Below are 19109 nucleotides of genomic sequence, written 5' to 3'. Positions count from 1 at the left end.
GTTGTTGAATGAGCTTTTGCCGCCGCGGCTTGATTTGTGGGTCGACCAGGCGCCAAGAACAGTAGACGAGGCTGAGTCCGGGTTCAGCGAGCGTGAAGCTCAGCGTCGATACGCAGGGCATAAACTTCCATCAGATCATCGAAGCCGGGTATCCCGTGGTTCCCAAGGTATTCGGTTCGCGAGGCACAATTTGCCGCCTTGACGAAATCTCCCGAGATCAGGACCGGGCGCTGGAGAGTTTTGGTCATCCCTTCCAACCTCGACGCGAGATTGACCGCCGGTCCGATAACGGTGAAATCGAGCCTCCGCGTTGATCCGACATTGCCGTACATCACTTCTCCGACATGCACACCGGTGCCAAATCTTATCTGGTGATCGAGAGGGCTACGTCTGGCTAGCGCGTCATAGGCCTCCGTTACCGCCGCCATTAAGCGGTCGCAGGCGTCGGGGCGATCCAGCGGAAAGACGGACAGCAGACCGTCGCCGATAAACTTGAGGATTTCTCCTCCATGTCTCTCAATAGGCTCGGCGATAAGATCAAAGTAGTCGTTCAGGATAGCGATGACTTCATCCCGAGGTCGTCGTGCGGCCATTTGGGTGAAATTTCGCAGATCGCACATCATCACCGCCGCACTCACGGTAACTCCGCTCCCACGGGTCGTCGCACCATCGAGGATCTGCTCGCTCGCGTGCGGTCCGACATATGTCTGAAGCAAGGTGCGGGCGAGCTGGTTCTTCAGCCTGATCTCCGTCACCAGCGAAAACAGCGGGAGGATATCACTGATCAGGGCGATTTCGTCGTCATAAAAGCCTTCGGATCGATCGGTTGCGAAGGTGATAAGATGCCTGCGGCCCTGACTGTGATCGAGGGGCCACGCCGAATAGTCCGTGTGCCCTTGCTCGCGCAGCTCTTCGTAAATTTGAAAAATGTGAGGACCGAAAATTAGGATTCTCTGCCGAACCTGCTTGCCGGTATGGATCACACGGTGAAAAGGACTGCGCTGGAAGACATCGGTCGCTTCAACATCATAGGCGACGGTCTGCTCGTCCGCATGTGGCTGGTCGCGGACCCATATGATTCGTGTGCCGAGCCACTGCGGGTGATGAACGCGCAGATGAAGCGTGGACCTGCTAAGGCAGAAGCCGTAGTCAACGAGGCGATGGCAGAGTTGATGGAAGATGGCAGCCGTGCTTGGCTCTTCGCGAAGGCCTGTGGACAGCCAACCCAAAAGGGAGTTTCGGACATCGTCGTACTTCGGAGACATGCTTTCATCTCTGACCGGCTAATACCGGACCATCTATACAGGTGTCCTCATCGGCAATCCGTAGCCCTTTGGTTTTACCTCCGTTGAAATCGAAAAGGGCACGCGATGGAGATGTAAGTCGTGCGTGCAGAGATTTGGTACGTCGCGTGCGTTTCGGCGCCGAGGTACTCAATGGGCAGTCGGACGAATGCCCTATTTTGGACTCGAAGCCTCGATGAAAGCCAGCAAGTCCGCCGAGCTGATCGGCTTTTCGAGAAAGCCTGCTGCGCCACAAGCTTTGGCTGCGGCCCTGGTTCGGTCATCCGAAAAAGAGGTCATTATGCAGACCGGTGGACCGCCTCGTTTCACCAAGGTCTCCAACAGTTCCAGTCCGTTGGTGCCGGGCATTTTCAAGTCCGCAAGGACGCAATGTGCGAGATGCAACTCACCTGACATTAAGAAAACATCGGCGGATCTGTAGGTTCTACTCTTAATGCCCATTGCGTCAAAAAAGTCATGCAGGGACTCGAGCAGAAACGGGTCGTCATCGACAATGGCTACCGCCGTTTGTGTTTCAGAGTTCATTTGACCTCAAATATGGCTGCGGGCCACTGTCTTCTTCATGAAAGATCAAGAGTAGTTGCGTATTGCTAGTTTATGAGCTCGAACTGTCTGACCAGTTCGGCCAAAGAGGATGCTTGCATCTTGCGCATCACGCTGCCTCTGTGCAGCTTTACCATGATCTCGCTTATGCCGAGTTCGTATGCGACTTGTTTGTTCATCAAGCCGCTCGTCACCAATCCCAAAACTTGGACCTCGCGCGGAGTTAGCGTTGCTGCGCGCTGTCGTACCAATTGACGGCGAGCCCGGTGTTTTTGCTGTCCGGTGTCGATGGCGAATGCCGCGCTGATCGCATCGAGGAGTTCATAGGTGCGCAACGGTTTTTGAAGAAAGTCGATTGCGCCGGCCTTCATGGCATTGACGCTGGTGGCAACGTCTCCGTGTGCAGTCATGAAAATTACAGGGAGTTCATACCCCCTTGCTTCGAGTTCACTTTGAAACTCGATGCCATTCACATCGGGCAACCTGACATCCAGCAGGATGCAGCCGGCGACGTCCCGCGAGGCGCGCGCAAAAAAATCCGCCGCATTTTCAAAGGCGTCAGATTCGATATCCAATGATTGAAAGAGATCCTGAAGCGAAAGACGAAACTGCTCGTCATCCTCAACGATATGAACAACCTGCCGTAGCGGAAAACTGTTCTCGAGGACGGTGGCAGCAACGGTCATGGTTGTTCCTCCAGCCGGACAACGGCATCATTTCTCGTTGCATTTTACCAGCGTATACGGCCCATGCAAGTAAACCAACGTTTGCTATCTTATTGCAATTGAAAGAAGAAGTTTGTTGGCAGCGCCGCGTCGCTTCAGGAATAGTCGCGTACAACAGCTTTCCGTGGATGGCTTTTAAGCCGGTGCATTCGGTCGTGTGCCGGGATGTCTTCTGCTGAATTCCAAGCACGAATAAGCAAGGAGGCTGGCCAGGAGCGAATCCTAGAGCGCGTCATCTTCCCTAAACGCCATCGTTCCTGACAGATGCCGCCTTTATCGACGTCACTGTTCGCCCTCGCATTCAAGGAGGGTCAATAGCTGCCGCATACATTAAGTCCCGCAACTTCGGTGAAGAGGGTGAGGGCGCCTAATACCTTGTTCAATAGTCATACCGACAGCGAAGACATTAAGGTGCGAGTCGCTTGATGACGCAAAAAGGGGCTTGCCATGCTTCGACTCTATGACAGCCGGTTTTCGGGAAATTCATGGAAAGTCAGAATCCTGCTGAATCAGCTCCGGCGGCCGTTCGAGCGTATCACGCTCGATTTGGATGCGGGGGAGACGAAAACGGACTCGTTCATCGAACTCAACCGTTTTGCCCGCATCCCGGTTTTGCAGCTTTCGGATAAACGGTAAGCGCGTAGGGACCCCCACGTATCAATTGACGCGCTGATCGAGGATTTTCTGCATGAGTCATGCGGAGAATCCTATGAGCGACAGTGTGAATCAGCCACGAACATTCGAGGTTTTGACGGCGGCGCCGGTGCGGGCGCGGCGCAAGCCGCGAGACTGGCCGAACGAGGAGAAGGAGCGCCTGATTGCCGAGACGTTGTTGCCTGGAGCCAATGTCTCTGCGATCGCGCGCGCTGAGGGATTGGATCCCTCGCAGCTTTACGGGTGGCGTCGCAAGGCACTGTCATCGGGGTTGGTTGCGCCCCTGACGGAAACCGCGAAGAAGGAGGTCAAGTTCGCGCGCGTTGAGCCGGTGGCAAGCTCTGCGGTCGAAATCGTCCTCGGTGATGTCGTGGTGCGCGTCGGCGGCGATATCGAGTCGGATCACCTGGTGAAGATACTCCGAGCGGTCCGCAAGGCATGATCGCGTCCGGCGTCGTTGTTTACGTGTCGTGCCAGCCGGTCGACTTCCGCAAAGGTGCGGCATCCTTGATGGCTCTGGTCAGAGATGGCGGTCTCGACCCGTTCAACGGAGCGCTTTATGTGTTCCGGTCGAAACGGGCGGACCGTGTTCGCATCGTCTGGTGGGATGGCAGCGGTGTCTGCCTCTATTCGAAAACCCTCGAGGAGCAGAGCTTTTGCTGGCCGGGCATATCGGCCGCCAGGATACGTCTGGACCATTCGCAATTAATGGCGCTTCTGGCCGGTCTGGATTGGAAGAAGATCCGGCCAACCAAGGTCAGACGGCCGTTGCTGACGGGCTGAACAGGACTGCGGCAAGATGAATCATGTTGCTGTAATGATTGGGAAAGCGGCTGTTTTTGTGCTCTATTCGCCCGCATGGATTTGCCCCTTAGCGACCTGCCGGACGACGTTGATGCGCTGAAAGCGATGGTTCTCGCGTTGGCGCGCGAACAAGCCGCGAAAGAGGTCCGGCTGAAGGTGGCCGAGGCTGAGATCGCGCGGTTGGAGGCGGTTGAGAAGAGCGCCAACGAGCGGATTGCCAACCTGACCTTGATCATGAAGGTTTTGCAGCGCACGCAAAATGGCAAGCGCTCTGAGCGGCTCCGCCTCGGGGTCAATGACGAGCAAGTCTCCTTTGCCTTCGAAGAGGTCGAAACCGGCCTATCGGCAATCCGCAGCGAACTCGATCGCGCAGCCAAGGACAAGCCGAAGCGAGCGCCGCGTCCGCGCAAGGGTTTTGCCGCCCATCTCGAGCGCATCGAGGAGGTCATCGAGCCGGAAATCCCGGCCGGGTGCGAGGGGCTGTCAAAGGTTCTGATCGGAGAGGACCGCTCCGAGCGGCTGGACGTCGTGCCGCCGAAGTTCAGGGTTATCGTGACGCGTCGCCCCAAATACGCTTTCCGGGGCAGCGACGGCGTGGTCCAGGCCTTGGCGCCGGCACACATCATCGAAGGCGGCCTGCCGACGGAACGGCTGCTCGCCTATATCGCCGTTTCCAAATACGCCGATGGTCTTCCTCTTTATCGGCAGGAAGCGATCTATTTGCGTGATCGCGTCGAGATCAGCCGATCGCTGATGGCCCAATGGATGGGGCGTCTGGGCTTCGAACTGCAGATGCTGGCCGATTATATCCTGGAGAGGGTCAAGGAGGGCGAAAGGATCTTTGCCGACGAGACGACCCTGCCCACTCTTGCGCCCGGTTCGGGCAAAACCACCAAGGCCTGGCTTTGGGCTTACGCACGCGACGACCGCCCCTATGGCGGAACCAGTCCGCCGATGGTGGCCTATCGTTTTGAAGACAGCAGAGGTGCGGATTGCGTGACGCGTCATCTCTCCGGATTCACCGGCATCCTGCAAGTGGATGGCTACTCGGCCTATACCAATCTCGCCAAGACGCGCGCCAAAACCGGCAGCAACGAAACGGTTCAGCTTGCAGGATGTTGGGCACATCTACGGCGCAAGTTTTATGACCTGCACATCAGCGGAGTCTCGCAGGCCGCCACAGACACTGTCCTGGCAATGACCGAGCTCTGGCGCATCGAGGACGAAGTTCGCGGTAAGGATGCCGACAGCCGCGCGGCCCGGCGCCAGGAGAAATCCTCGACCACCGTCGCCAGCCTCTTCGAGCTCTGGGAAAAGGAACTGGGCAAGGTCTCGGGAAAATCTAAAACCGCCGAGGCGATCCGCTACGCGCTCACCCGGCGCGAGGCGCTGGAGCGCTTTCTGACCGACGGTCGCATCGAAATCGACTCCAACATCGTCGAACGGGCGATCAGGCCCCAAACGATTACGAGAAAGAATAGCCTATTCGCCGGCAGCGAGGGCGGTGGACGAACTTGGGCGACGGTGGCCACCTTGTTGCAGACCTGCAAAATGAATGGCGTCGATCCGCTCGACTGGCTCTCGCAGACCTTGACCCGCATCGCTCAAGGCTGGCCCGCATCCGAAATCGAAGCCCTCATGCCCTGGAACTTCAGGTCAGACGCCGTCAGCTAACCGCTTACGATAAACGAACAATCGTGGAGTCGGCTGCAATCCTGCTCTATCTCGCTGAAGGGACGGAATACCTTTCCGAGGACCCATACCTCAGGTCGCAGATTGTAGGTTGGATGTTCTTCGAACAGGGGGATTTGCAGAGATCGATCGCCTTGGCCCGTGTCTATCAGATCAAGGGTATGGCCGATGAAATGTCTCAGCAGATCGAGCGGCTGCATACAGACGGCTATGCAGGCCTCGAGCCACTTGAACGATGGCTTCACCGAAACGAATGGTTGGTCGGCGACAGCTACACGGTCGCAGATCTTGCGGTGTTCGCCTATGTCTCGCTTGCTCACGAAGGCGGCTACCGCATGGAGCGATTCCGATCCATCAACAGATGGCTGGGGGGAGTGAGGTCGCAGCCGGGTTGGCTGGGCTTCTTCGAGCGGAGCCCCTACCAATACGGTTAATATACGGCGCCTTGCTTCGCAGCTAGGCTGCCATCCGACAGGGCACTTTCAAGGTGGCGTTTCAAAAGGGGACGGCACTTTGACCCGCTGCGCTTGAACAAGGTGGTCCAGGTAGAAAGATATTTATGACGGAACAAGCGTACCCATCGATAATCTTGCTCAATGTCCTCGGAGTTGCCGGCATCGTCGTTTGGCACCTGCAAGGCCGTACGAGGCCGACGGAGCGGCTCATCGCGCAAATCGTGTTTTTTCTCGCCATGAGCGTGACCCTGGTATTTGCCAAGATAAACCCTTTTCGGTTCGACGCTCCACATATAGACAGTGATGGAACTCTTGTTGTGTCCGCGAAAATCCTGTGGTGGACCCATATGGCGTGGGCATCGATCGGGTTCGTCAGACTCTACATGGTGCTGGATGGCCGGCCTCGCGAAGCGAGACTGATCCAGGACCTTCTGGTGGCCGTGGTCTATCTTGGGGTCTTTCTATCGGTAATGGCGTTCGTCTTTGGCGTACCCATAGGCACCCTGCTGGCAACATCCGGTGTCGTTGCGATTATATTGGGTTTGGCCCTTCAGAATACGCTTGGAGACGTTTTTTCGGGCGTCGCGCTTACTTTGGGTCGGCCTTATGTCATCGGCGATTGGATACTGCTTAGCGACGGTACGGAGGGCCGTATTGTCGCGAGCAATTGGCGCTCTACGCATATTCTCACGGCGACGCATAACCTGGTTGTTTTACCAAATAGCGTTCTGGCCAAACAAAGCCTGACCAATGTCAGCAAACCCGACGAAAATCACCAGATCACGCTTTCCATCAGTATCGCTCCACACAAGAGGCCGAAGTTCGTGATCGACATTATGCATGAGGCGCTGAACAACTGTAACGGTATCGTCCACGAACCGCCTCCGACCGCAGCACTGGTGGGAATTAGCGGTGCAGCGATTGAGCTGCAGCTTCAGTTTCGGGTGACAGGCCCTGCACAGCGCATCATCGCGCGAAACGAAGTCATAGATCTGGTTTATCAGCATTGTAATTCGAACGGCCTGACGCTCGCAAAACCCGTTGCTATGCAGATCGTCGAGGGTCTGGACACCTTGGAGCCGCGATCGATATCAACCGAAAGGTTGTTGGACTCAGCTCCGTTGCTGACAGGCTTGACGGCGGAAGAGCGCGCCATCCTCGCAGCTGCCGCGATACGCAGAGACATGGCTGCAGGTTCGACTATCATCGCCAAGGGCGAGAAGGCAAAAAGCCTGCTTGTGATCCGTTCCGGGACCGTCATCCTGAAGGACGACGGCGTAGAGATTACCCGTCTTGCGCCGGGCGACTACTTGGGGGCGCGAAGTCTCCTTAACGGAGAGGCCGAGTTATACGAGGCCGAGGCATTGACGCGCGTCACGTTTTTCCAGATCGAGCAACCGGATCTCGAAAGACTGATTGCGAGCCGGCCTTCGATCGTCGACGACTTGACACCTCCGATTGAGCGAACCACGGAGCATACTGGGTAACCGCGGTGTGCCGGTTGTCTCCACGAAGGCGAGGCGAACTGAGCCACACTATTCGCTCCGCCTTTGATAGCCACTGACCCGAAACATGATCGCGGAGCCGCCTGGGCAGATGTTTGATGATGGCTTTGGAAAGCGTAGGGCAGGTTCTGGCGGCAATGTGTGGTATTCGGTCTGACCCTCTACGGCGCGAACACGCTATGGCCGGGGGGCGGCTTCAAAAGCTCGGAGATCGGGTCTCGTCGGGAGACGTCACGAGAACAGCCGTCCGGCGCGGGATGGCGCATTAATCCGAAACATGGGTAGGTGTCGATGCTTGACCTCAAGGACGTGTACTTCTTTGTTCAAGTCGTTGATCGCGGCGGGTTTACCGCCGCCGGCCGTAGTTTGAGGCTGCCGAAATCTACTCTGAGCTATCGGGTGCGCGAGCTCGAAACGTCCCTTGGTGTAAGGCTGATCAATCGCACGTCGCGTCAATTTGGAATGACGGATATCGGCGCCGAGTTTTATCAATACGCGGTGCAACTGCTTCACAGCGCTGACCTGGCCGAGGAGTTTGTCCGGCAACGTCTGGTCGAGCCAAGTGGAACGATCCGGATGACCACGGCGGTAGAGATTGCCCAATTTGCCTTGAAGGACCTCATGCCGGAATTTCTCAACCGGCACCCGAAGGTCAAAATAGTGTCAATTGCAACCGACAGGCTGGTTGACATGGTTGGGGAGGGCTTTGACCTCGCACTTCGGGGACATGTCGCGTCGCTGCAGAGTTCCACTCTCGTCCAACGTGGGATCGCGAGCGTTCCGTGGTACATTTTCGCAAGTCCTGGATATCTCAAAAAGACCGGCGAGATAGTCGAGCCGCAGAGCTTGACGACCCATGCTACGCTGTCGATGGACCGCCACGGTGCGGACTTGTGGCGCCTGAAAGGTCCCACTGGCCAAGAAGCCAATATCCCGATCGAGCCAAGATTTCTTAGCAATAACATGATTGCGCTCAAGGAAGCGGCCTGTGCTGATCTGGGCGTCGCAGCACTTCCCGGATACATCTGCCTGGACGAAATCGAGGCGGGCAAGCTACGCCAGATTTTGCCTGGCTGGATAGCGGCCGATGCTCGCATGAGTGCATTGATCCCCTACCGGAACGGGCTGCTTCCAGCCGTGCGCTCCCTCGTGGACTTCCTCGCTGCGGAAGTGCCGAAAGTCACCGCGTTCACGCCTTTAGCAGTCGATTTTAGAGGCAACTGTTAGCCTTCTCCGAACGCTGGTGCGGCGAACGCCTCGACTGAGCTTGGTCCGAGTTTGTCGGGGAGATTGTCTGGCTGCAAGCGGCATGGTGATTGTGAGCCTGTGGCAATATCGTAACTGCATTCAATGACTGAGCGGGGGAGTGGCTATGCAAGGGCTTTTGTCGGAAACGGCTGGTCTTGTGACTTTTGTGAGGACAGTTCAAACAGGTTCTTTCAGTGCCGCCGCCAAAAGCCTGGGCGCAACGCCATCGTCCGCTTCCAAACGTGTCTCCCGGCTCGAAGTTCTGTTGGGGGCCAAGCTGTTCCGGCGATCTACGCGTGTCCTCACACTCACTCCGGAGGGCGAGGCTTTCTATGAAAGAGTAATGCCGCTGCTCAGGGAAATCGAAAGCTCGACCGACGTCGTGCAATCCCATGGCGCAACTTCCGGACATTTGCGCGTAAGCCTTCCGGGCGAAATGGGGCGGCTGCTGCTCGGTCCGATTTTCAGCAATTTCATGCAAGCTTACCCCGGCATCTCGCTGGAAATCGGCATGACTGACAGGCACGTCGATATTTTGCGAGACAACTATGACATCGCATTCCGCGTCGGCCATTCGGATCATAATGGACTGATGTCCAAGACGCTTTCGCATCTTGATATGGTCCTTGTGGCAGCACCGTCGTTGATCGAGCGCTATGGAAAGGTCGAGGAGACCGCCAAGCTGCGAGAACTCCCTTTTGCACGGTATTCGGTCCAGGGGCGTCCGTATCCCGTTCGGTTTGCCGACGGTCTTGAAATACTTCCTCGAGGCAGGCTGGACTTGGACTCGGCTACCGCGATTAAGGAGGCGGCGAAACTGGGGCTAGGCGTGGCACATGTGCTGAAGCGGATCGTACAAAAGGACATCGACGATGGGTCCTTGGTTGTCTTGCTGCCAAATTGTGAGCTGGAGAAACTGCCGTTCCGCGCACTCCATGCTTTCGGACGAATGCCGAATTTGCGAATGCAGCTATTGACCGACTTTGTCACGAACTTCATCCGGGCTTCGGCCTAACACAAGAGTCGCTTTCAATTTATCGAGCTGCCAAAAGCATGCAGTCACTCGAGCGTCCCGTACCACAGTCTGCGCTCCGATTGGCTGGCCGGCAGCGCCGAACTGAGATATCCTGCGCTCTGATATTACTTCGGGTGAAGGGTTATTCCTGCCGTAGTCCAATGGGTTAGCCGCGGTAAATGCTGAGATGCGTATGCTGCCGGCCTTGTCGGCAACAGAGAATCGGGGATGGCTGAGCTCACAGTGCGGCGCTTCATATTTCTGGTGGGCCTTGCGTTGGCCGGATTGCTCGCATTCTGGGCTACCCATACCGCTTTCGGTTTTCTACCGCTCGTCGTCGCGCTGATTCTCTCTTTCGAGGGTCGGTCTCTCCGGCTCGCGGCATCGGCGCTTCTGCTGGGGTTCGTATGCTCGGTAGCAGTAGCAATAGGCTACAGGAATGACGGAGGAGGGGCCGGCGTGGCCTTGGCCGAATTCTTCGCTGTCACGCTTTGCATTGCTGCGCTCGTCAAAGGAAAACCGACCGGCTTGCCTGCTCCGGCGACCGTGCCGTTTTCGCCAACCTTGACCGAGCGTTCTGCGTCCGCGGCGATGCATCGCAACCCGTCTGACCAGACCGAGCTTATCCATGAGGATGACCGAAGGGACGCGATGTTCGCGTCCGCGCGAGCCTTCTGGACCGGCGTAGCGCAGGTCATGAGCTTTCGCCTTCGTCAGGAAGACGGAAGCTACCGGTGGACGGAAATCACTTCGGTCCCTGCTGTGCCGTCAGGTATTGCAGTCAGTCCGCTGGTGGGGAAGGACCTTCGGTTCGTTGCTGGCCAGACCGATACCGCAGTTTCCGACGTTGATCCGGTAACAGCAGCAAAGACTATCGAAAACCTCTTCGGCAACGGATGGGCATTCGATGCAGAGGGTCGTTGGCTGTATCTTCCGGCGTTCGCGCAAACGACGCTCGGTCGAACGCCTGAGGAGATGAATACATCCTGCGATGAGGGTTTTATCGCCTGGAAGCAGCTTCTGCACCCGGAGGAGTATGATGGCGTTGCTGAAAACTGGCTGCACTCATTGAAGACGGGTGCAGCATTCAATGCAGAATTCCGCATAAGGAGAAAGACAGGTTATGCATGGGCTCGCAGTTCCGCTCGGGCGGTTCGCGATGTGTCCGGCCGTTTAGTGGGTTGGTACGGCACGTCAATCGATATCGATGTGCACCGAAAAACAGTCGATGCACTGCATGAACGCGAGAGAGAGCTGTTGGAACTCGTCAACGTCGTTCCGAGTCATCTTTGGCGGCTCTCGCGAAATGGCGAGCCAAATTTCTTCAATACAAGAATGGCCGATTATCTCGGCGTGTCTGTTGAGGAAATCAGCAAACCCGGTTTGTCTCGCCTCGATGCGATGATCGAGACGGCCGTGCACCCGGAAGACCAATCCAATTTCAAGGCGACGATCATGCGGTCGCTTGAAAGCGGTGAAGGGTTTTCTTCCAGATACCGCCTGCGCCGCTTCGACGGGGTCTATCATTGGATGTCCAGCCGGGCCGAAGCGTTGCGCGGCAAAGATGGAGAAATCCTGCAATGGTACGGGCTTTGTCATGATATCGACGACCAGGTGAATGTCGAAGAGGCCCTGCAGCGAAGCGAATGGCATCTACAACAACTGATCGACGCTCTTCCGGTCCGCGTATGCAGCTGGACGCCGAACGGTGAGATTTCATACGTCAGCAGGCGCTATCTCGAGGAGCTGGGCCTCACGACGGCCAGCTTCGCGGAAATGAGTGCTGCAGCCATGGAGCTCGTTCACCCGGACGACATCCCAAGAGTTCGAGCGAGCGCTGCCGACGCGATCCAAAATGGGGCGGTCTTTCTCTCGCGGTATCGTCGGCGCGGAAAAGATGGCGTTTACCGCTGGACAGACGGCAGGTTTGAGCCATTACGGAATGCCGACGGAAGAATTACGGAGTGGTACGGCTTAGCCATCGATGTCGACGACGAAATGAATGTGCAACAGGCTCTCCGCGAAAGCGAACAGTCGCTGCAGCAGCTCGTGGAAACACTTCCGGCACTCATCTATTGTGCCGCGCCTGACGGCAAGCCGATCTATCGAAGCAAGAAGCTCCGCGAGTTTTTGGGTTTCGGCCTCGAGGATAAGGATGGTTTGGGCGGAACCAGGCTCAACGGCACGCTGGAAGCTATTATCCATCCCGAAGATCTCGGGCTCGTCCGGGAAAAATACGGTCACTCACTCGCCACCGGGGAGCCATACGTACACAAGCACCGTTTGAGGCGTCACGATGGTGTATACCGATGGGTGGAAACGCGGACCTCGGCCATGCGCGATGCTCTCGGGACAATCGTGCAATGGAACGGTGTGTGTCTCGATATTGATGATTGGGTGCGCGCCCAAGAGGAGCTAGGCCACACGCAACGGAACCTCGCGAGAGCAAGCGAAGCGGCTAGCCTTGCCGAGCTCACCGCATCTATCGCCCACGAAGTCGGTCAACCGCTGGCCGCACTGGTTTCGAGTTCCGATGCCTGTCAGCAGTGGCTTTCGGCGGACCCTCCAAATATCGAACGAGCGCAGAAAGCGCTTGAAAGGGTGGTCCGAAGCGCCGGGACGGCGACCGAGGTCGTCACCCGTATTCGGGCCTTGTTCAAGCACAACAATGATGCAAGGCGAAAAGAGTCGTTCGGCCTGATCCTGTCAGAGGCCGGAGAACTGATGAGCGAAGAAGCGATAAGACGCAACGTGCGCATGGAAATTGAAAGTGAACCTGAACTGCCGCTCGTCCTGATAGATCGAGTTCAAATGCAACAGGTGCTTGTGAACCTCGTCCGCAATGCGTTCGATGCTCTGGAGCAGGTCCCGTCCAACCGAATGCTGAAAATTCGGGCCTACGAAAAATGCAACACGATCCACGTCGAAGTGATCGACAATGGATTGGGCATTCAGGATCCAGTTCGGATATTTGAACCGTTCTTCACGACCAAAGGGCAGGGCATGGGGATGGGGCTGGCTATTTGCCGGTCTATCGTGGAGTCTCACGGCGGGCAGCTTTGGGTGGCTAAAACGGAGCCGAAAGGCGCGACATTCACGTTTACATTGCCAGTTGACGACTTGTGACCATGGCCGTTGTAGCCAAGATACTGCGGGCCACATTTCTCTGCAGATTTGCAGTCCTCAGGGATTCACCGCGAGTTCGATTGCAGAACGCAGTTCCTTGCTTGCGAAGGGCTTGAAGAGGCAGGTGCCGGCCTTTTTGGCTTCGTTGATCACAGCGTCTTGAGCGTGTCCGGTCATGAAGACTACGGGTATTTCTATTTCTCGACGTTTGAGTTCCAGATTGAGATCGACACCTCCCATGCCGGGCATTGAGATATCCAGGAGGAGGCAATTTGTTTCCGGTATCGCCGACGATTCCAGGAATTCATACGCAGATGCAAATATCCGCACCGAGTATCCGAACACCTCAAGCAGATCGAGCAGCGACTCCCGGACCGATTGATCGTCGTCAATGATCGTGATTGAGAGCGATTTCGTCATGCTGTTCATACCCGCATATTATGCGCTGTCCGGAGGCGCTTCGCGAGCTTTGGCCATTCTTGCGGCGGGGCTCGGGGGTTGCTCCGATGCGCGTTGGAGTGTGAACGAAAACGTGGCTCCTTGCTTCTCGTTCCGAGAGGCCCATAAACGTCCTTCAAGGCTTTCGATAATCGCCTGGCTGACCGACAGCCCGACACCCATGCCGTTGACCTTGGTCGTGTAGAACGCCTCGAACAGCTTTTCCGCCAAAGCCTGGTCGAATCCGATGCCGCAATCGCTAACATCGACGCGTATATCGTTCGGCCCGGATGTTCGGGTTCGAATGTGTACTGTCTTCGGCGTCCCGGATGTGGTGCGCATTGCATCCACCGCGTTCAGAAGCAAGTTCAGCACGACCTGTTGGACCTGCACGCGATCCCCTGCCGCAAGGGGAAGACCATGCGTGAAATCGGTCTGTACGATGACCTCGTTCATCTGAAGCTCGTTGGCCGCGAGATTGAGAACTTCACGGACGATTTCATTGACGTTGAGGGGCTCAATCGTCGCATTCTTGCTGCCAAAGAGACTTCGCAGCCTCTTTATCGTTTCGGCTGCACGGTATCCGTCACGAAGACAACGCTGAGCGGTTCTTACAGCGCCTTCTATATTTGGAGGGGTGCTCTCAAGCATGATCTGGCACGCCTCGGCATTGGCGACGATGCCCAGCAACGGTTGGCTGATCTCATGGGCAATCGATGCCGTCAGCACCCCCAAAGTGGCCGTTCGCGACACATGCGCTAGTTCGGATCGAACGTTACTGAGAGTGTCTTGGGCATGCTGCATTTCCGTCACATCCTGAAGCGAACCAAGATGCCGCCGCTTTCCAGCATGATCGACACCGCTGCGAGTAACCAGTCGAACGTCTTTGACGAGACCGCCGTCGAATTGAAGGCGAAGCTGACGATCGATGTCGGCGCCTGATTGCCGGGCGGTTTCGACCAACTCTTCAAACATCTTTTGATCGGCGGGGTGGATACGAGTTCTGATAACCCCGATCGTGACTGCCAATCCCGGTGGAAGTTCGAAGATCCTGTAAATTTCCTCGGAGCACTCAAGCGCATCCAGGTCATCGTGCCAATAGAAGCTTCCTGTCCGGCTCAGTCGCTGAGCCTCCCTTAGCCAGGCTTCACTGCGTTGGAGCTCGGAATAAAGCCGAGAGTTGCTCAGCCAGATGCCCGCTTGGGAGGCAAGGAAATCCAGAACAGCAATGCGATCTGGCGAGAAAACGCCCGATGTGAGACCGTTCTCGGCATAGAGAAGGCCGATGATCTCCGTGGCGTTGAATATGGGGATACAAAGGATCGATCTTGGACGCCGGCCATGGAAATATGCGTCGGAGACATCGAACGCTCCGGAAGGCAGATCATTTAGAACCGCGGGTGTTTTCGTTCGTAAAACGTATTTGAGGATGGAATTCGGCAAATCCGAAGGGCTGTGACGGCGCCGCTCGAGCGTGACGGCAATTTCTCCGCGTTCTGTTGCCGCTGTCGCTTCGATATTGAGTTCGCCATTGCTGAACAGTAGCAATGCTCCGCGCTCGGCTCCGGCGTGCTGGACTGAAAGATGCATGAGCTTCTCGATGAGCTTGCTCAACACCATCTCGCTTGAAAGCACTCTGGAGGCCCGCCCAACTGCTTCCACGTCCAACGCAGCCACGGGCATCTCGATTGTGCTCAGGGGCGAGGCGGATGGCTGGCGTTTGCTCAGATGAAGATAGCGAAAATCCAGCAGCCGGACTTTTGCCAGGCAGCCCCACCGGTTGTAGCATTCCCGTGCATTGCGCAAGTACGCGTCTGAGGCAATGTTCAGTCCTCTCGACGCGTAGAAGCGGCCGGCCAGCTCGGCAGAGATGGCTTCGACCTGAAGAAATCCTCCGGATCGCGACAGGTGAATTGACCTCTCGTACAGTGATTGCGCCACGCTGTCCTGCCCCTCCAAGCGCGCGCGCTCGGCACCCAACAGCGCTTCCCGGCACCCGAAATTGGACGGGCTGTTCTTGGACCAGGTTGCCATCCGGTCGTGATGACGGCAAAGCGTGTCCAGATATGTTTGCCGCTGGGCTGCGGACACGGTCTCACGATCGGCCAGTGCGGCCGACGTGAGGCCCGCATAAAAACCGTACTCGGCCTCTTCGATCGAAGACCGCATCGCCCACCGAATGGCCTCAACTCGCGATGCGGCAAGGTGCGCGGCGGTGAAATCCTCGGTTAGATAGTGCTCAATGAGCCTGAAAACCCAATGGTAGCCGATCATCATCGCGACACCGGGTTGCGGCTCGGCTTCCCCGAGCGCCCACGCGTCGTCGTCGGTCGAGATTGCCGTGTCTTCCCCCCGCAGTTTCCGAACGAGGCGAAGCTGGCTGAAAAACCTTTCCGTCGGGAGGCCGAGCTGGACCTTTTTCGCAAAGTCTACAGCGTTCTCGACTTCGTTCTGTACATGCTTCAGCGACTTGCCGCTTACGAATTCATGGGTAATCCGATTTCGCGTATTGTAGGCAGCAAACGCCAGATCTCCGGTTGAACAGCTAATTCGAAAGGCCTCTGCCATAAGGGGTGCGCTGTCGGCCAGCGGCCTGATCCAAGGCGTCGCAAACCCGGCAAATAGAGAATAGACTCGCGCTCTGTAGCGCCCGCTTTGGCTCTTATCGACAAGCCGGCGGGCGAGTTCACCGAATGCATAGGCGGTCTTGTAGTCACCGAACTGCACGCCAAGAGCCATATTCAGGGCCGAAAAGGCCACGGCCGAACTCTCACAAAAGCCATGCTGCAGGCTGAGATTAGTCATTCTCAAGAGGAGAAATTCCATGAGCCGGCGATCTACCGCGTAGGCGGCAGGAAACACCTCCGTCATCACCGCAATCGCGGAGATGATCCGCGGATCAGTCATCTCGGCGGCGTCGGCAAGAGTGTCGATATCAATGTCGGAAAGCCAAAGGTGGAGGCTGTCGAACTCGCTCCGAACATCGGCTTCTGTCGACTGTGACGGCCAGCCCGGATCCGCTTCGCTTAGAAATCGGACGCCTACCTCGACGGCGCGACTGCTCCTGCCAGTTGTGAAATAAAGGAGCACGGCGAGGCAAACAACCTCGGCCCTGTCGGCAAAATCCGTTGTCATCGCCATCAATCCGGAAAGCCGTTCCTCCGCAGCGACCAGATCCCCGGTAACAATCTCGCTCTCGGTTTGATTCAGCTCTAACTGAAAAAGGAGCTGATATTGATCTTGCCGGCGGTCGGCAATGAGCGAGCGCCCTCGTTCAAAATACGACCTCGCGGAAGAATAGGCACTTGCCGCCTTCGCCCGTTGACCAGCGACAAGGTAAAGCTGCGCGACTGTAGCCGCTTCGGCGCGGGTAACGGCAGGCAGGCCCCTGTCGAATTGGTTCGTTATCTCGAAGATACGCTCCTCAAGTTCCCGGCGTGCCGTGTGGGCGAGCAACAACCTTGCGATATCGAGGTGCGCCTGCGCAAGCGATTCGACCCCAAAGAAGGAATAGGCCGCCGCCTGCACATGGTCATGTGCAAAAGACAAGGTGCTATTTGAAAGCTTTATGAGCCCGGCATCGAGGGCGGGATCGAGCAATTCTCTCAAACCGCCGCTGGACACACGCAGCACGAGGGCAGCGGTGCGGGCGTCCGTGACGTTGCCCAGCAAGGAGAGCTGGCCTAACGCCTTCTGCGTACCCGCCGGCAAGCGATCCAACTGCATCGCCAAAAGCTGACCGACATTGTTTGTGAGGCCCTTCTCTCGAACTGCCGAGGTATTCCAGCTCCATTCCGAGTTACCGGGTTGGAAAAACAGCGTGCCCTCTGAAGCCAGCTGACGGACGAACTGAATGGCGAAGAATGGATTGCCTCCCGTTTTCTCGCCAACCAAATCCGCTAGCGTCCCGACGCGGTCAGGCGAGGTCGAAAGGATGTTCGCGACCAAGTGCAGAAGATCGTCATGTTGCAAAGATTGCAATCCGATCTCTGCCGTCCGACCACGCATTGAGCGCAGATTTGAGAGGACGCTTCGGAGCATATCGCTTTGCTCGTTTTCTTCATCACGGTAGGCCCCGATGATGAGTATGTGCCGAAGCTCAGGATCGTTTATAAGCCTTTGAACCAGGTCTAACGTCGCTGCGTCCAGCCACTGCAAGTCGTCGATGAAAAGCACCAGCGGATGTGAGGCAGTCGCAAAAACGTTTAGAAACGCCCTGAATACGAAGTGGAACCGAACCTGTGCGGTCGCCAGGTCCGCGGGAGCGGTCTCGGGCTGCGATCCGACGACGTAGGCCAGCTCCGGGATTAGATCGACGATGAGCTGAGCGTTGCTTCCCAACGCATTCAACAGCGAGTGGCGCCAATGTGCCAGTTCGCTTTCATCCTTGGTGAGAAGCTGCCGCACGAGCCGTGTGAATGCTTGTGCGAGCGTAGCATAAGGTATTTCCCATTTGTGCTGATCGAACTTCCCAGAGGCAAACAGCATGCCTCTTTCAACGAGATTTTTGGAAAGGTCTTCGACGAGCGAGGATTTTCCAATGCCGGGCGGCCCTGAAACCAGGACGAACTCACTTTCGCCACTGGCTACGACCCTATCGACCGCCTTCATCAAAAGCTGCTGCGCTTCGCCACGTCCGAAGAGCATCGGGGAATTTTGTCTTTGATCCAGCAGATCGCTTTTGGCGGGTTGAAAACGCTGGACCTGATCGGTGGCGGAAAAGTCTGCAAGGCAGCGTTGGAGGTCATTTTCGACGGCCTTCGCCGTCTGGTACCGGTCATCCGGATTTTTCTCGAGTAGCTTCAATATGATGGCATCGATCTGGGATGGGATCGCTGCGTCTCTGTCGCTCGGCCTTGGCGAACTTGTGGCGAGATGGCGGTGGGCCCATTCGAGAGCATCGTTGGCTTCGAACGGAAGCGCGCCGGTGAACAGTTCAAACAGAGTGATCCCGAAAGCGTAGAGGTCGCTCCTTAGATCCGGAGAGCGGTTCATTTTTCCGGTTTGCTCAGGCGACATGTAGGCGAGTGTGCCAGCGATTACGTCGATAGACCGCGGAGCCTTCCCATCCACGATGAATTGACCGGCAAGGCCGAACCCTGTCAGCTTTATGTCACCGGACGCATCGACGAAGCAGTTTGATGGGCGGATGTCTCCGTGGAAAAGGCCGATCTCATGGATTTTGCGGATCGATGACGCCAATCTGCATGCAGTTACCAGCACATTTGTCAGGCTGGGCCGCCAGTCGGCCTCTGGCACGGATGCTTCGAGAGAAACGCCGCCCGGGTCTTCAAAAACAAGGGCGATACGGCCGCGGTCCCGATGCATGCCTAGTGGATGGATGACTGCCGGGCAGTTTAGACCGGCAAGAAGACTGTATTCCCTTGCAAATCGATCATCGGTGCGGCTTGCAGGGGGCTCGCTTGTCCCCACGAGAACCAGAACGGAGGGGCCGTCAGTGGCCTTCGCGCGATACAATGCAACGTCGGGCTCGGCTTTGACAAATTCGACATCTAGAGCACATTTGGGAAGAAACGAGAGCGCCGCTTCTCGGACACCGTCTAAGTCTGCACGGGCTTTCATTTGTCCGGAACCTGTAG

14 protein-coding genes are annotated in these 19109 nt (G+C 56.8%); 9 read left to right on the top strand and 5 right to left on the bottom strand.

Translation table 11 applies throughout. From position 1 onward, the window contains the following. Nucleotides 1-83: 83 nt before the first annotated feature. The 3 genes from PZL22_RS09315 to PZL22_RS09305 all read right to left on the bottom strand — a co-directional run bounded on the left by PZL22_RS09315 (nt 84) and on the right by PZL22_RS09305 (nt 2533). Nucleotides 84-1265 carry an adenylate/guanylate cyclase domain-containing protein gene (locus tag PZL22_RS09315; protein ID WP_003531023.1) on the bottom strand — a complete coding sequence of 394 codons (1182 nt, stop codon included), beginning with the start codon at nt 1263-1265 and terminating at the stop codon, nt 84-86. Nucleotides 1266-1457: 192 nt separating this feature from the next. Beyond that, nucleotides 1458-1829, bottom strand: a complete 372-nt coding sequence (locus PZL22_RS09310; RefSeq protein ID WP_003531026.1) for a response regulator — start codon at nt 1827-1829, stop codon at nt 1458-1460. Between the two features lie 65 nt (nt 1830-1894). Beyond that, nucleotides 1895-2533, bottom strand: a complete 639-nt coding sequence (locus PZL22_RS09305) for a response regulator transcription factor (RefSeq protein WP_003531028.1) — start codon at nt 2531-2533, stop codon at nt 1895-1897. A 486-nt stretch (nt 2534-3019) separates the two neighbouring features. Here PZL22_RS09305 and PZL22_RS31580 point away from each other — a divergent pair, with 486 nt between their 5' ends. The 9 genes from PZL22_RS31580 to PZL22_RS09265 all read left to right on the top strand — a co-directional run bounded on the left by PZL22_RS31580 (nt 3020) and on the right by PZL22_RS09265 (nt 13071). Next, on the top strand, nt 3020-3208 hold the full coding sequence (locus PZL22_RS31580; protein WP_411974195.1) for a glutathione S-transferase N-terminal domain-containing protein: 189 nt from the start codon (nt 3020-3022) through the stop codon (nt 3206-3208). Between the two features lie 73 nt (nt 3209-3281). After that, nucleotides 3282-3668 (top strand): transposase, encoded by a 387-nt coding sequence (locus PZL22_RS09300; protein ID WP_015008426.1) that lies wholly within the window; start codon nt 3282-3284, stop codon nt 3666-3668. A gap of 68 nt (nt 3669-3736) precedes the next feature. Next, nucleotides 3737-4009 carry an IS66 family insertion sequence element accessory protein TnpB gene (gene tnpB / locus PZL22_RS09295; RefSeq protein ID WP_011970902.1) on the top strand — a complete coding sequence of 91 codons (273 nt, stop codon included), beginning with the start codon at nt 3737-3739 and terminating at the stop codon, nt 4007-4009. A gap of 75 nt (nt 4010-4084) precedes the next feature. After that, a complete protein-coding gene (tnpC, locus tag PZL22_RS09290) occupies nt 4085-5704 on the top strand; it encodes an IS66 family transposase (protein WP_284718597.1) in 1620 nt (539 codons plus the stop codon). A 23-nt stretch (nt 5705-5727) separates the two neighbouring features. Next, nucleotides 5728-6156, top strand: coding sequence for a glutathione S-transferase family protein (locus PZL22_RS09285; RefSeq protein ID WP_284718596.1), 429 nt, complete (start codon nt 5728-5730; stop codon nt 6154-6156). A gap of 125 nt (nt 6157-6281) precedes the next feature. Beyond that, nucleotides 6282-7664, top strand: a complete 1383-nt coding sequence (locus PZL22_RS09280; RefSeq protein WP_003533188.1) for a mechanosensitive ion channel family protein — start codon at nt 6282-6284, stop codon at nt 7662-7664. A 309-nt stretch (nt 7665-7973) separates the two neighbouring features. Next, complete coding sequence (locus PZL22_RS09275; protein ID WP_003533189.1) at nt 7974-8909, top strand: LysR substrate-binding domain-containing protein; 936 nt, start codon at nt 7974-7976, stop codon at nt 8907-8909. A gap of 145 nt (nt 8910-9054) precedes the next feature. After that, a complete protein-coding gene (locus tag PZL22_RS09270; protein WP_033049000.1) occupies nt 9055-9945 on the top strand; it encodes a LysR family transcriptional regulator in 891 nt (296 codons plus the stop codon). 228 nt (nt 9946-10173) lie between these two features. After that, entirely contained in the window at nt 10174-13071 is a 2898-nt protein-coding gene (locus tag PZL22_RS09265; RefSeq protein ID WP_003533191.1) for a PAS domain-containing sensor histidine kinase, read from the top strand. Between the two features lie 57 nt (nt 13072-13128). On the opposite strand, the gene PZL22_RS09260 is transcribed toward PZL22_RS09265, so the two are convergent. Both PZL22_RS09260 and PZL22_RS09255 read right to left on the bottom strand, forming a co-directional pair. Next, a complete protein-coding gene (locus PZL22_RS09260; RefSeq protein ID WP_324280300.1) occupies nt 13129-13491 on the bottom strand; it encodes a response regulator transcription factor in 363 nt (120 codons plus the stop codon). Between the two features lie 18 nt (nt 13492-13509). Then, nucleotides 13510-19092, bottom strand: a complete 5583-nt coding sequence (locus tag PZL22_RS09255; RefSeq protein WP_158000371.1) for a trifunctional serine/threonine-protein kinase/ATP-binding protein/sensor histidine kinase — start codon at nt 19090-19092, stop codon at nt 13510-13512. Nucleotides 19093-19109: the final 17 nt, after the last annotated feature.

Origin of the sequence: Ensifer meliloti (assembly GCF_030064585.1) — a bacterium.
GTDB classification, from domain to species: Bacteria; Pseudomonadota; Alphaproteobacteria; order Rhizobiales; family Rhizobiaceae; genus Sinorhizobium; species Sinorhizobium meliloti.
Note: the sequence above shows the minus strand (reverse complement) of the source record. Positions and strands in the feature narration are given on the sequence as shown.